The organism is Halobacterium jilantaiense, from assembly GCF_900110535.1.
Classification (GTDB): domain Archaea; phylum Halobacteriota; class Halobacteria; order Halobacteriales; family Halobacteriaceae; genus Halobacterium; species Halobacterium jilantaiense.
Genome location: NZ_FOJA01000001.1, coordinates 1,454,461 through 1,467,279, shown reverse-complemented (window position 1 = coordinate 1,467,279; position 12,819 = coordinate 1,454,461). Strand labels below are relative to the sequence as shown.

At 67.4% G+C, this 12,819-nt stretch carries 12 protein-coding genes and 1 tRNA gene; 3 read left to right on the top strand and 10 right to left on the bottom strand.

The annotated features are described in order from the left end of the window. Positions 1-45: 45 nt before the first annotated feature. Complete coding sequence (locus BMW35_RS07530) at positions 46-798, top strand: DUF1028 domain-containing protein (RefSeq protein WP_089670374.1); 753 nt, start codon at positions 46-48, stop codon at positions 796-798. Position 799: 1 nt separating this feature from the next. Here the strand turns inward: BMW35_RS07530 and BMW35_RS07525 are convergent, their stop codons facing one another. Next, positions 800-1,279 carry an RNA-binding protein gene (locus BMW35_RS07525; RefSeq protein WP_089668748.1) on the bottom strand — a complete coding sequence of 160 codons (480 nt, stop codon included), beginning with the start codon at positions 1,277-1,279 and terminating at the stop codon, positions 800-802. Positions 1,280-1,376: 97 nt separating this feature from the next. Here BMW35_RS07525 and BMW35_RS07520 point away from each other — a divergent pair, with 97 nt between their 5' ends. Both BMW35_RS07520 and BMW35_RS07515 read left to right on the top strand, forming a co-directional pair. Next, complete coding sequence (locus tag BMW35_RS07520; protein ID WP_089668747.1) at positions 1,377-1,652, top strand: DUF7562 family protein; 276 nt, start codon at positions 1,377-1,379, stop codon at positions 1,650-1,652. Positions 1,653-1,694: 42 nt separating this feature from the next. Then, on the top strand, positions 1,695-2,987 hold the full coding sequence (locus BMW35_RS07515) for an RNB domain-containing ribonuclease (protein WP_089668746.1): 1,293 nt from the start codon (positions 1,695-1,697) through the stop codon (positions 2,985-2,987). A 37-nt stretch (positions 2,988-3,024) separates the two neighbouring features. On the opposite strand, the gene BMW35_RS07510 is transcribed toward BMW35_RS07515, so the two are convergent. The 9 genes from BMW35_RS07510 to BMW35_RS07470 form a co-directional block, all read right to left on the bottom strand. After that, positions 3,025-4,074 carry a hypothetical protein gene (locus BMW35_RS07510; RefSeq protein ID WP_089668745.1) on the bottom strand — a complete coding sequence of 350 codons (1,050 nt, stop codon included), beginning with the start codon at positions 4,072-4,074 and terminating at the stop codon, positions 3,025-3,027. Between the two features lie 399 nt (positions 4,075-4,473). After that, a tRNA-Ala gene (locus tag BMW35_RS07505) sits at positions 4,474-4,545 on the bottom strand. A gap of 86 nt (positions 4,546-4,631) precedes the next feature. After that, positions 4,632-4,940, bottom strand: a complete 309-nt coding sequence (gene rpsJ / locus BMW35_RS07500) for a 30S ribosomal protein S10 (RefSeq protein WP_089668744.1) — start codon at positions 4,938-4,940, stop codon at positions 4,632-4,634. Positions 4,941-4,943: 3 nt separating this feature from the next. After that, a complete protein-coding gene (gene tuf / locus BMW35_RS07495; protein ID WP_089668743.1) occupies positions 4,944-6,209 on the bottom strand; it encodes a translation elongation factor EF-1 subunit alpha in 1,266 nt (421 codons plus the stop codon). A 171-nt stretch (positions 6,210-6,380) separates the two neighbouring features. Beyond that, entirely contained in the window at positions 6,381-7,322 is a 942-nt protein-coding gene (locus BMW35_RS07490) for a homoserine dehydrogenase (RefSeq protein ID WP_089668742.1), read from the bottom strand. Further along, positions 7,319-7,840, bottom strand: a complete 522-nt coding sequence (locus BMW35_RS07485) for an amino acid-binding protein (RefSeq protein ID WP_089668741.1) — start codon at positions 7,838-7,840, stop codon at positions 7,319-7,321. Before BMW35_RS07485 ends, BMW35_RS07490 begins: the two co-directional genes overlap by 4 nt. 251 nt (positions 7,841-8,091) lie before the next feature. Further along, positions 8,092-10,278, bottom strand: coding sequence for an elongation factor EF-2 (locus tag BMW35_RS07480; RefSeq protein WP_089668740.1), 2,187 nt, complete (start codon positions 10,276-10,278; stop codon positions 8,092-8,094). Positions 10,279-10,420: 142 nt separating this feature from the next. Continuing rightward, entirely contained in the window at positions 10,421-11,119 is a 699-nt protein-coding gene (locus tag BMW35_RS07475) for a G protein-coupled receptor family protein (RefSeq protein WP_089668739.1), read from the bottom strand. Further along, on the bottom strand, positions 11,112-12,740 hold the full coding sequence (locus BMW35_RS07470) for a methyl-accepting chemotaxis protein (protein ID WP_089668738.1): 1,629 nt from the start codon (positions 12,738-12,740) through the stop codon (positions 11,112-11,114). The genes BMW35_RS07475 and BMW35_RS07470 overlap by 8 nt, the downstream gene beginning before the upstream one ends. Positions 12,741-12,819: the final 79 nt, after the last annotated feature.

Here is a 12,819-nt window from a genome sequence, read left to right as displayed (position 1 = left end):
GCCGGTTCGGCCACCACTATGCCGCTCCGGTCGCAGTGTTCTGGCGTGACCTTCAGTATCTGCGTCCGCGAGTCCTACGAGGACGAGGACGGCGACGAGCAGTACCGCTTCGGCGTAGCCGTGACGACCCGGCTGCCGGGCGTCGGCGTGCCCTGCCCGCACGTCAACGAACACGGCGCGGTCGCCACGCAGAGTCTGACGAACCCCCGACTCGGGTCGAAGGGGGTCGAGTACCTCGCCGACGGACTCGGTGTCGAGGACGCCCTCCAGTCGCTTCTCAACGCGGACGAGGGCAGCGAGGACCGCCAGCTCCACGGCGTCGGCCGCGACGGAACGTTCGCGTTCTCCGGCGACGGCTGCAACGGCTGGTACGGCGAACGCGAGGGCCAGAACTACACCGTCGCCGGCAACCTCCTGACCGGCGAAGCCGTCGTCGAGCGCACCGCGGAGAAGTACGAAGACCTGCGCGCCGTCGGCGAGGCCGACCCGGACGAGCCGTTGGCGAAGCGACTGGTCGACGCGCTCGGTGCCGGGCAGGCCGCAGGCGGCGACAAGCGCGAGGAGCTCACCGTCCAGAGCGCGGCCGTGAAGGTCGCGGACACGGGCGAGGACGACGCCCCGTACTGGAACGACCTGCGGGTCGACGCCAGCGAGGACCCGGTCGTCGACCTCCGCGAGACCTACCGGCTGGCGAAGGACGGCTACGAGGACGCCCTCGAACTGTACGGCGACCCGGACGACGAGGACAGTGCGGGCGAGGACGAGAGCGAGGCAGCCGACGGAACCGACGACGCCTGACTCAGACGGAGAACTCGAACAGCTCGTCGCCGACGTGGTGCAGGGACTCCACGACCTTCCCGGAGTCGCCGGCCATCTCGTCGCCGTCGGTGAGCGCGCGGCCGACCGCGAGCGTCTTCCCGTGTGCTTCCTCCTGGACGACGACGAGGTCGCCCTCCGAGATGCCGCCGGACGCCTCGGTGATTCCGGGCCGCATCACGTCCGCGCCGTCGCTCACGAACGAGACCGCGCCCGCGTCCACCGTGACGACGCCCGTCGACGGGTCAGTGCGGTTCGCGCCCGCGACGGTCACGAACGGCTCGCCGCCCGGGTACCACACCAGCGGGTCGCCGTCGACGAGCACGACCTCGAAGTCTTCGTCCGCGAACTCCACGAGTTCGAAGGAGTCGGCGTCCAACTCGACGCCCAGCCCCTCTCGGAGGGCGTCGGCGATGGCGTCGATTTCGTCGCTGCGAAGGTGGTGCCGCGAGGAGACTTCCATACGTGTCCACGGGGCGGCTCGGGGCTTAAAACGCCCGTTCCACTCGGGTGTCGTGCCGGCCCAATCGCTAAGTACCGGCGTGCCGAACGCGTAGACGATGTGGGGCGAGACTGAGACCGTCTCCTGTATCGCCTGCGGGGACGACGTGGCCCGTCAGGACGCCCGCGAGTACGACAAGCACGGCGACCGCTGGGACCGCGACGGCAAGGACTTCGAGTACCTCTGCAAGCCGTGTTTCCGCTCGCTGTCCAAGCACGCCCGCGACGGCCTCGAAGCCGCCCTCGAGGACGCGGGCGCGGGCGAGGTCGACGACGAGGAGTTCCTCTCCCGGTTTCTCACCGACACCCGCGGCGAACCCGCCGGCCGCGAGTAGCGCGGCGACACCACTAACTACGGGTGCCGGCTACTGTGGAGCATGACCGACGACGACGCCGCCGAGCCGGCCCAGGGTTCCATCGAGGACCAGGGCCCCGTCGAGATTTCGCCGGAGCTCGCCCGCCAGCTCGAGAACAAACGCGACGACCTCTTCGAGAAGTTCGAGCTCCACGACGAGTTCCCGCCGGAGGTAGTCGAAGAAGCAGAGGCGCGCACCGAGGGCGTCCAAGACGAAATCGCCGACGAGGTCGAAGACCGCGCGGACATGCGGCCGCTCCCGACGTGGACCGTCGACCCCGTCGACGCGCAGGACTTCGACGACGCCATCTCCGTGCTGGAGCGCGACGACGAGTACGTCCTCTGGGTCCACATCGCGGACGTCACTCACTACGTCCACCCGGACTCCGCGATGTGGGACGAGGCCATCCAGCGCGCGAACACCGTCTACCTCCCCGGGTACACGATGCACATGCTGCCGCCCGTGCTCGCAGAGACGGTGTGTTCGCTCGTGCCCGGCGAGGACCGGCTCGCCCACACTGTCGAGATGCACCTCGACAAGGACGACCTCTCCTACCAGAACATCGAGATATACAAGTCCGTCATTCACAGCGACGAACGCCTCACGTACAAGGAAGCCGAGGAGCGGCTCGACGACGAGGACGCGTCCCTCCACGACGAGCTCTCCATGGTCTTCGAGCTCGCCGACCAGATGCACGAACAGCGCAAGGAAGAGGGCAGCCTCGTCTTGAATCCGCGGCGGGATCGCGCCCACACCATCATCGAAGAGTCGATGCTGAAAGCGAACAAGGCCGTCACGCACGAGCTCATGTGGTCCCGCGGCGTCGAAGCGGTCTACCGCGTCCACCCGCAGCCGTCGCCCGACGAGTGGGACGACGCGCTCCGCGAGATTCAGGAACTCGACGGCGTCTCCATCCCCGGTGACTCCTGGGACGACCCGCGGAAGGCAGTCAACGCTACTCTCGAACAGGCTCCGGAGCGACAGCTCGGGAAGATTCAGTGGGCGGTGATGAAGGTGATGCCGCGCGCAAAGTACATGAACGACCCCTTCGGCGGCCACCACGCGCTCAACTTCGAGATCTACGGCCACTTCACGAGCCCCATCCGCCGCATGAGCGACCTCGTGAACCACTGGATCGTCTACCAGAACGACGTCCCCGAGAACCTCGTCGAACTCTGCGACCGCGCCAGCGACAAACAGAAGGCCGGCGAGACCGCCGAACGCGAGTACCGGAACTTCCTCGAAGAGGTCGGCCTCGACCCCGACGCCGTCAACAACCGCGGCGTCGAAGTGGTCGAGGACGTCGAAGCCTAACCCGCTCGCTAGACGCCCGACGCCGCTCCGGCTCTCCTCACCACGTCGTCGCAGCGGGGCGGTCCCAGCCGTAGAACGGTGCCGGGACGCGGTCCGTCCACAGCGTGTCGCCGAGCCAGTAGCCGACGTGCCAGCCCGGCTTCTCGTGGCCGGTCTGACCGACGACCACGCGAGCGTCCGTGTAGTACTCCGGCGTCCCGTCGTCGTCCACGTCCGGTCCCGCCCAGTCCACGCAGGACGTCGCCGGCACACCTCCGTCGCCGCTGCAGGTCGCGTTCTCCTCGAAGTCCACCACGACGTCCGCGTCGGTTGCACTGTCTGTCACCGCGACCGACGGCGGGTCGGAGAGCGCGCCGTCGGCCCCGCCCGAGATGAACCGGGCCGCGGCCTCCAGGCGCTCCCGCTGCGCGTCGCGCAGCGAGTCGTCCTCGGCGACCGCAACCGACAGCGTCTCCGACGCCCACGGATACGTCCGGTTCGACGCGTCCACCACGTCGGCGGGCATCTGCGCCGAGAGGTTCTTCGTCATCACCGTACCGTCACTGTCGACGGGCGCGTCACCGTGCTCGTAGCCGAGCGTGTGCCCGAACTCGTGTTTCAGGATGGTTTCCGTCGTGTTCGGCGAGTGGCCGGCCCGCACCTGCACGGTCACCGGCTTCGCCATCCGTGAGTCCTCGTCGAGGACTCGCGTACACCCCAGTGCAACCTCGTCTCCGTGAGCGCCACAGCCCTCGACGGTCCGCACCACTGCCACCCGAACGTTGGGCTCGGCGTACTCGCTCAGCACCCGGTAATCGGGTTCGTAGGCGGCGTTCTCGCCGGCCGTGTCCTCCCAGTACTGGACCGTCCGCATCACGTCCGGGACGACGTTCCGTTCGCCCGCACGGTGGTCGACGGTCACGACAACCTCGTCGGTCCGCCAGGGATTGTCGTACGCCGACGACTGCGGTTCGGACACTGTTCGGTCGTCGTACGGCAGGTCAACACCCGGGTTCGACACGGGCTCCGGCGCGGCCGGCGGCCCCGTCAGACAGCCCGCTGTCAGCACCGCGACGAGCACCGCGACGACCGCCACCGCGCGCGCCATCGTGTAACAAATACAGACTGTCCCGTATCAACGTATCGGCTACCGACGACCTTCGCGGCCCGAGACATCGGTTGGAAGAGCTATGCGGCTCGCTGCGGCTGAGCACAACCGTTGACTTCGCAGGAGCCGACGCGACGACGAGCGAGCAACACGACGGTCGCTCGGTGGTTCGAGTGCAGTAGTGGACTCGCTGGGATTCCCGTGAGCGGAGCGAACGGGAAGCCTGCGAGGGAGTGAGACGAACGAAGTGAGTCGAGTGGACTCGCTGGGATTTGAACCCATTCCGAGACTCGCTGCGCTCGTCTCGCAGGGCGTCAAATCCCGACGCGTCGCGCCCTACTCGGTGACGACGAGCGAGCGACACGTGCGTCGCTCGCTGCGTCGGTTTTCGGAGAAATATGGACTCGCTGGGATTTGAACCCAGGGCCTCTTCCTTGCGAAGGAAGCGATCTACCCCTGATCTACGAGCCCGAGCGGGGAGAGCGTGTGGAACAGCGGGGTCGATGTCGAAGACAGCGACGGGCGCGAGCGATACCGCAGCCCGGCCGTCGACCGGCTCAGTCCTCGAGGACGATCTCGATGTTGACGTCGTTCGGGACCTGAATCCGCATCAGCTGGCGGAGCGCGCGCTCGTCCGCGTCGATGTCGATGAGACGCTTGTGGACGCGCATCTCCCAGTGCTCCCAGGTGGCGGTCCCCTCACCGTCTGGGGACTTCCGGGACGGCACTTCGAGCGTCTTCGTCGGGAGCGGAACCGGACCGGACACGGCGACGCCGGTCTTGTCCGCGATTTCCTCCACTTCACCGCAGATGTTGTCGAGGTCGTCGGGATCGACGCCGGCGAGACGAACGCGTGCCTGCTGCATGGATCAGGCTTCGTCGACGCTCAGGACCTTCCCGGCCGCGATGGTCTGACCCATGTCGCGCACGGCGAAGGAGCCGAGCTCCGGAATCTCGGAGGACGGCTCGATGCTGAGCGGCTTCTGCGGGCGCACGGTGACGACCGCAGCGTCGCCGGACTGGATGAAGTCCGGGTTCTCTTCCTGGGTCTCGCCGGAGGACGGGTCCATCTTCTTGTCGATGGACTCGATCGTACACGCGACCTGCGCGGTGTGCGCGTGGAAGACCGGCGTGTACCCCGCCGTGATGACGGACGGGTGCTGCATGACGACGACCTGCGCCTGGAACGTCTCGGCGACCGACGGCGGGTCGTCGGCCGGACCACAGACGTCGCCACGACGGATGTCGTCCTTGCCGATGCCGCGGACGTTGAACCCGACGTTGTCACCGGGCTCGGCCTTGTCGACCTCCTCGTGGTGCATCTCGATGGTCTTGACCTCGCCACCGACGTCAGACGGCTGGAAGCTGACGTTGTCGCCCATGTTCATGATACCGGTCTCGATACGTCCGACGGGGACGGTACCGATGCCGGAGATGGTGTAGACGTCCTGGATCGGGAGGCGCAGCGGCGCGTCCGTCGGCGGCTGCGGCTCCGGCAGGTCGTTGAGGGCCTCGAGCAGGGTCGGGCCGTCGTACCAGGGAGTGTTGTCGGAGTGCTCGGAGACGTTGTCGCCCTCGAACGCGGAGGTCGCGATGAACTTCGCGTCGTCCGGGTTGAAGCCGACCTGACCGAACAGGTCTTTGACGCCGGAGACGACCTCGTTGTACTTGGACTCGTCGTAGTCGACGACGTCCATCTTGTTGACAGCGACGATGAGTTCGTCGATGCCGAGCGTCCGCGAGAGGAAGACGTGCTCTCGGGTCTGGGGCGCGACACCGTCGTCAGCAGCGACGACGAGGACGGCGTTGTCCGCCTGGGACGCACCCGTAATCATGTTCTTCACGAAGTCGCGGTGACCAGGACAGTCGACGATAGTGAACTCGTACTCGTCGGTGCTGAACTCCTGGTGGGCGATGTCGATGGTGACACCGCGCTCGCGCTCCTCGGCGAGGTTGTCCATGACGTAGGCGAACTCGAAGCCGCCCTTGCCCTTCTCCTCGGCCTCTTCCTTGTGCTGTTCGATGACGTGCTCGGGTACGCTCCCCGTCTCGTAGAGGAGTCGCCCGACCATCGTGCTCTTGCCGTGGTCGACGTGGCCGATGACGGCCAGGTTCTGGTGGCGTTGGTCGCTCATTGTCTAATTTCGCGCTTAAGACGCGCTCTGTGGAGTCTATTCGTCAGTTCGCATTAAAACCATTTCGGTACGTGCTCAGGAGCACCTCGCCGCTGTCTAGTGGTTTGTGGGAACGGGTACCACGAATCTACCCCGAACCGCCCGCCGAGTTAGCAGCCGACTAGCTCCGAGTTAGTCCAGTCGGTTGACGTCCGCGAGCACGGCCGACGCGGTCGCGGCACCACCTGCTCCCTGACCGGAGAGATTCAGGCGGCCCGCGTGCTCGGTCTCCAGTTGGACGATGTTCGTCGTGCCCGTCACTGCGAGCGTCCCGTGCTCCGGGACGAGCCGGGGACCGACCCGCACGTCGTCCCCGGTCACTTCTCCGACGAGTCGCACTGTCTGGCCCTCCTCCGCGGCGAGGTCGAGTGCCGACGGTGGAATCGCGGTGATGCCCTCCACGTCGACGTCCGCGAGACTGTAGCCACCGCCGTGGATGACGTTCGCGAGGATGGCACACTTCAACGCGGCGTCGGTGCCGTCCACGTCGAACGTCGGGTCCGCCTCCGCGACTCCGAGGTCCTGGGCCTCCGCGAGGACGTGCTCGTAGTCGAGGCCCTCCGCGGCCATCCGCGAGAGCACGAAGTTCGCCGTCCCATTCAGCACGCCGCGGGCGGCAGTCACGCGACTGGGGCCGACGCCCTCGATGGTCGCCAGCGCGGGAATCGCCCCACCGACGGTCGCCTCGAACCGCAGGCTGCCCGCGCTCTCGTCCGCGAGCGCGCGCACGGCGTCGTAGCGCTCGGCGACCGGCCCTTTGTTCGCGAGGACGACGTGGCGGTCGGTCTCCAGCGCCCCGCGGACGTGCCCGAAACCCGGTTCGGCGTCCCCGAGCGTCGTCGGCGTCGCCTCCACGAGCACGTCGTAGTCGGTCGACAGCGCGTGCGACGGGTCGCCGTCGCCGACAACGTCGTCCTCGCGCTTCCGCGCCAGCACGGCCTCGGCGTCCACGCCGTCGGCGTCGACGACCGCACTCCCCGAGTCCGCGACTGCCGTGACGGTGTGGCCGTACTCGCTCGCGAGGTCGACGACTGCGCGCCCGACCGAACCAGCGCCCAGCACTGCGAGTCTCATGCGTCCCCCACGAGCGGCTCGACCACGTGTAGGTCCTTCTCGGCAGCCACGCTCTGAACTGTCGCCAGCGCGTCGCCAGCGCCGCCGGACTCGACCGCAAGCCGGAGGCGAGCGCTGGCCTCGTCGTCCACGCCGGGCTCGTCGGTCAGCGTGAAGTCGACGACCGACGCCGCCCCGCACTCCTCGATGGACGCCAGCACGCCGGAGAGGTCCGACGCGACGAGGTCGCCGACCAGCAACACCGTCACCGCTTCCCCGTAGTGCTCGGCGTCCGCCGCGATGACGGTGACGCCGGCGTCCCGGAGTGCCGCCACCACGTCCTCGAAGCACTGCGGGGGACACTCCAAATCCACTTCGACGGGGATGCGGCCGCGCGGGGTCAGCGACCCGCGCTCGTGGAATATCGACAGCAAGTTTCCGCCGTTGTCGGCGATGGGGGACAGCGCACGCAACAGCTCTCCGGGTTCGTCGGCGAGTTCCAGCCGGAGCGTGTGCGTGCGGTTCGCGGGGTCGCTCACAGAGCCACCCCCGCGGCGGGCGCGCGAACAATTGTTGTCGGCGGCGAGCGGGACCGCGGTCGCTCCGTGCCGACTCGACTCGTGGCGCGCCTGCCTGCGAGCATACCGTCCCTCCGTCGGCCGCGCGCTATAAGCCTTCGGCCGGGTCAACTCCTGCCGGCGTCCGGCCGCCCGGCCGCGCCGCTGGCCAACAGTACTCTGCTCTAGCGAACGGAGAGAATCGTAGAGAAAGAACCGCGAGAACGGACCGTCTAGAAGTGGTCGATGCTCTCGGGCAGCTCCGTCTTCATACCCTTCCGCTCGCGAATCTCCGTGATGATGTCGCGCTGGAGGTTGTCGGACATGACGCGGAACCCGGCGTTCTCCGTGTTCCAGGACGCGCGGCCCTCGGTGGCCGAGCGGATGTCACTGGAGAAGCCGATCATCTCGTCGACGGGCGCGATGCCCTCGACGACCATGAGGTCGCCCTCCTGGTACATGTCGTCGACGCGGCCGCGGCGGCCCTGAATCTCGCCGGACGCAGCGCCCATGTGCTCGGACGGAACGTCGATTCGGACGTCCTGAATCGGCTCAAGCAGGCGGATTTCGGCGTCGATGAGCGCGCGGTGGACGGCGTCGCGGACCGCCGGGATGACCTGGGCCGGACCGCGGTGGATGGCGTCCTCGTGGAGCCGCGCGTCGTGCAGGCGGATGAGCGCGCCCTCGACGGGCTCGGCGGCCAGCGGGCCGTCCTCGAGCGAGTCGGTGAGGCCATCGACGACCAGCTCCATCGTCTCGTTCAGGTGCTGGATACCCTTCGTGTCGTCGATGAAGATGTTGCGGCCGATGATGTTCTCGACGTCCTGGGAGGTTTCCTTGTCCATGCCGGCCTCCTGCAGGACCTCGCGGCGCTCCTGCTCGGGCATGTCCATGGATACCTCACCGAGGCGGAGCTGCTCGAGCACCTCGTCGCCGAGCTGCTCGATGGTGATGTAGAACTTGTTGTGGCGGTTCGGGGAGACGCCCTCGACCTCCTGGGAGTCGCTGGTCGGCGTCTCTCGGTAGACGACGATCGGCTCACCAGTCGAGACCGGAATGCCCTGGTTGCGCTCGATGCGCTGGGTCTGGACTTCCAGGTGGAGTTCGCCCTGCCCGGAGATGAGGTGCTCGCCGGTGTCCTCGTTGATCTCGATGGTAATCGTGGGGTCCTCCTTGGAGACCTGTCGCAGGGTCTCGATTAGCTTCGGGAGGTCGTCCATGTTCTTCGCCTCGATGGACTTCGTGATGACCGGCTCCGAGATGTGGTCGATGGACTCGAACGGCGTCATCTCCGCGCTGGAGACGGTCGAACCCGCGATGGCGTCCTTGAGGCCGGTGACGGCCGCGATGTTCCCCGCGGGAACGCGGTCGACTTCCTCGCGCTCGCCACCCATGTAGATACCGACGCTCTGCACGCGGTTCTTGCCGGCCGTGCCGGAGACGTACAGCTCTTGGCCCTTCTCGAGGGTACCGGAGAACACGCGGCCCGCAGCGATCTCGCCGGCGTGCGGGTCGACACCGATGTCGGTGACCATCAGGACGACTTCGCCGTCCTCGTCGACGAGGCGCATCGACTCCGCGATGTCGGAGTCGGCGTCACCACGCCAGACGGTGGGGATACGACGCGGCTGCGCGTCGACGGGGTTCGGGAAGTGCTCGGCGACCATGTCGAGCACGACGTCCGCCAGCGGCGTCTTCTCGTGGAGCTCCTGGCGCTTGTCCGAGCGCTCGAGGTCGATGATGTCGCCGAAGTCCATGCCGGTGCGCTGCATCGACGGCATCGAGACGCCCCACTTGTAGAGCGCGGACCCGAACGCGACGGTGCCGTCCTCGACGGAGACCGTCCAGTCCTCGATGTCGTCTTTCTCCTCGGTCATCCCACGGATGAGCTCGTTGACGTCACCGATGACGGAGAGCAGGCGCTCCTGCATCTCCTCGGGACCCTCCTGGAGCTCCGAGATGAGGCGGTCGACCTTGTTGATGAACAGCGTCGGCTTGACGCCCTCGCGGAGCGCCTGCCGGACGACCGTCTCCGTCTGAGGCATCGCGCCCTCGACGGCGTCCACGACGACGAGCGCGCCGTCGACGGCGCGCATCGCGCGGGTCACGTCACCGCCGAAGTCGACGTGGCCCGGCGTGTCGATGAGGTTGATGAGGTGGTCAGTGCCCTCGTACTCGTGGGTCATGGAGACGTTCGCGGCGTCGATGGTGATGCCGCGTTCCTGCTCGTCTTCCTCGGTGTCCATCGCCAGCTGCTCGCCGGCGGTGTCCTCGGAAATCATCCCCGCGCCAGCGAGGAGGTTGTCCGTGAGAGTGGTCTTCCCGTGGTCGACGTGCGCGGCGATGGCGATGTTCCGGATCTGCTCCGGGTTGTCCATCAGCCGTTCGCACTGTTCGACAATCTTCTTTCGTCGGCCCATTGGGAATTCATACTGCCAGCGGGTTCAAAAGGATAGTGCTTTGCCGGTACCACGGCAGGGCGAGTCACGCGCCCTCACTCCGGAACTCGTCGGGTTCGGTGCGTCGGTTGGTTGCCTCTGGTCGGGGTGTGTCTGAGTCCGGTCAGTCGCCGGCCGCAGTCACGTCTCGGCCCGCAGTGGTGGCGTCGCCGAGCGCGCCCACGTTCGCGAACAGGAACCCGGCGAACCCGACGCGAATCAGCACCGAGACGTACTGGTTCAGGACGAGCATCCCGAACGCACTGAACGCCCCTGCCACGGAGAGGAACGAGAACACGATGAACATCCCGATGAGGAACAGCAGGAGGTTCCGTGCTTTCCAGTGGAGCAGCCGTCGTTCCTCGGGAACACTGCTGCTGGCGTCCCAGATTCGGCCGAGGAACAGGACCGCGAGCAACAGGTGGCTCCCGACGACGACGACGAGACTCCCGATCGCCACGACCCCACCGTAGATCGGTGACAGCCAGAACGCCACCACTTGCACGAACGGAGCCAGAGCGGCGGCCGCGATCAGTCGGTCGTCCACGTCGGCCAGCATCGCAGTGATCACCCACAGCACCGGGTACGCGACGAGGTTGTTGACTACCGACGGGAGCGCGACCTCGTAGCCGTTGATGGTGAGTGACCCGACACCGAACACCAGCGAGACACTGGTGACGGCACCGACGGCGATTGTCAGTGTCGAGAGCCGGAGGTACTGCTGGCGTGTCTCGTCTACTCGCTGGAGCGCCCAGAGGCAGCCGACGGTCGCGACGGTGTACACCACCGCCACCACGGCGTGGACGACGCTCTCGCTAATCATCGTCACCCACCGTGTCGGCGGCTACCCCGCCCGACTCGTCCAGTTCGGCGGTCTCCGTGTCGGCTACGTCCCGGGTCTCGAACGCCTCCAGGGCCGCCTGCAGTTCGGCCGTGCGTTCGACGAGCCCGTCCGCTCGCTCGCGAACATCGCCCATCGTCTCGGCCGTGTCGTCGGCTGTCGCTGCGAGTCGGTTGGCGCGCTCTGCAATCTCCACGGCACGCTCGCTGACGTCAGAGACAGACGCCGCGACCTCCTCGGTGGCTGCCGCGCCGTCGTCGGTCGCGTCGGCGATGTCGTCCATCGCGGTGTCGACCTCGTTGACGGCGTCCGTGAGGTCCTGGATGGTGTCGCCGGTCTCGTTCACGGTCGACACGCTCGTGTAGATCTTCTCGCTGCCGGCCTCCATCGTCTCCGTCACCTCGTCGACGTCGCTGCGGGCGTCGGCGACAGTGACAGAAATCTCGTCGATAGCGTCCTGTGTCTCCGCCGCGAGCGCCCGCACTTCGTCGGCGACGACGGCGAAGCCGTCGCCGTCTTGGTCTGCACGCGCGGCTTCGATGTTCGCGTTCAACGCGAGCATGTTCGTCTGCTCCGCGATGTCGTCGATGATGTCCGTCGTCCCCGCGACCTCGTCCATCCGCTCGTCGAGGGTGCCGACGAGCACGGCGAGCTCCCCGATCACGTCCTCGATTTCCTCGATGGCGTCGACGGCTTCCCCCGCACGCTCGGAGCCGGCGTCACCGACTGTCGACGCCTCGCTGGCGCGTTCCGCGACTTCGTCGGTCGTCGCTGCCACCTCCTCGATGGTCGCCGCGAGGCTGTCGGCCTCCGACACCACCTGGTCGAGCTGTTCTGCCTGGGACTCGATGTCCCCGGCGAGTTCGCGGATGTCGGTGGCGAGCGAGGCGTGCTGTCGTTCGACGTCGGCGGCGTCCGTCGCGACGGCGTCACTCGCCGACTCGACGGCGGCCGCGAACTCCAGCACTTCTTCGAGCGTGCCCGACAGCCCGACAGCCATCTCCTCGTAGGCTGCGGCGATGCGTGCGATGGCGTCGACGTCGCGCTCGCCGTCCAGTCTGTGCGTGAAGTCGCCGTCCGCCGCCGCCGTCATCGCCGCGCCGATCTCGTCGGCGCTCTCCAGCAACGACTCGTTTCGGCGTTCGGCGTCGGCTCGCGCGTCCTCTGCGTCCTCGCGGGCTTCCTCGGCTTGCTTCTGGGCGCGTTCTGCTTCCTCCTGTGACTGCTCGGCGTCCGCGAACGCTTCGCGTAGCGACACCCGCATCGCGTCGAAGCCGTCCGCCAGCCGCCCGAACTCGTCGTTCCGGTCGACCGCGGGACTGGCCTCGAAGTCCCCGGACTCGATTGCGTCCGCCGCATCGGTCAGCCGCCGCAGTTCGACGCTGGCGTTCCCCGCGAGCACGATGCTCAACACGCCGAGGTGGAGCGTAAGCACGAACGTGGTTGCCGACAGTGCCGTCAGCCCGGTCCCGCTCCCCCACGCGGCGCTCGCGCCGAACACGCCGGCGAACGCCAGTGTTCCCGCGAGCGTCACTGCCAGTGCTGCTCCGATGCGTCGGCTGTACTTTCGGCCGACCCATGCCCCGACTGCGTACCTGACCATCGCACACCGCTTACTCGTTGCCTCGGATATATGTTGGCAGTCGATTATCAACTCTGGAGTCGCCAGCCGTCGTCTCGCG

Bases quoted from the DNA above. Each gene is read 5' to 3' on its own strand.
- BMW35_RS07525 (WP_089668748.1), bottom strand. From the start codon at position 1,279: ATGGAAGTCTCCTCGCGGCACCACCTTCGCAGCGACGAAATCGACGCC.
- BMW35_RS07520 (WP_089668747.1), top strand. From the start codon at position 1,377: ATGTGGGGCGAGACTGAGACCGTCTCCTGTATCGCCTGCGGGGACGAC.
- BMW35_RS07515 (WP_089668746.1), top strand. From the start codon at position 1,695: ATGACCGACGACGACGCCGCCGAGCCGGCCCAGGGTTCCATCGAGGAC.
- BMW35_RS07510 (WP_089668745.1), bottom strand. From the start codon at position 4,074: ATGGCGCGCGCGGTGGCGGTCGTCGCGGTGCTCGTCGCGGTGCTGACA.
- rpsJ (WP_089668744.1), bottom strand. From the start codon at position 4,940: ATGCAGCAGGCACGCGTTCGTCTCGCCGGCGTCGATCCCGACGACCTC.
- tuf (WP_089668743.1), bottom strand. From the start codon at position 6,209: ATGAGCGACCAACGCCACCAGAACCTGGCCGTCATCGGCCACGTCGAC.
- BMW35_RS07490 (WP_089668742.1), bottom strand. From the start codon at position 7,322: ATGAGACTCGCAGTGCTGGGCGCTGGTTCGGTCGGGCGCGCAGTCGTC.
- BMW35_RS07480 (WP_089668740.1), bottom strand. From the start codon at position 10,278: ATGGGCCGACGAAAGAAGATTGTCGAACAGTGCGAACGGCTGATGGAC.
- BMW35_RS07475 (WP_089668739.1), bottom strand. From the start codon at position 11,119: ATGATTAGCGAGAGCGTCGTCCACGCCGTGGTGGCGGTGGTGTACACC.
- BMW35_RS07470 (WP_089668738.1), bottom strand. From the start codon at position 12,740: ATGGTCAGGTACGCAGTCGGGGCATGGGTCGGCCGAAAGTACAGCCGA.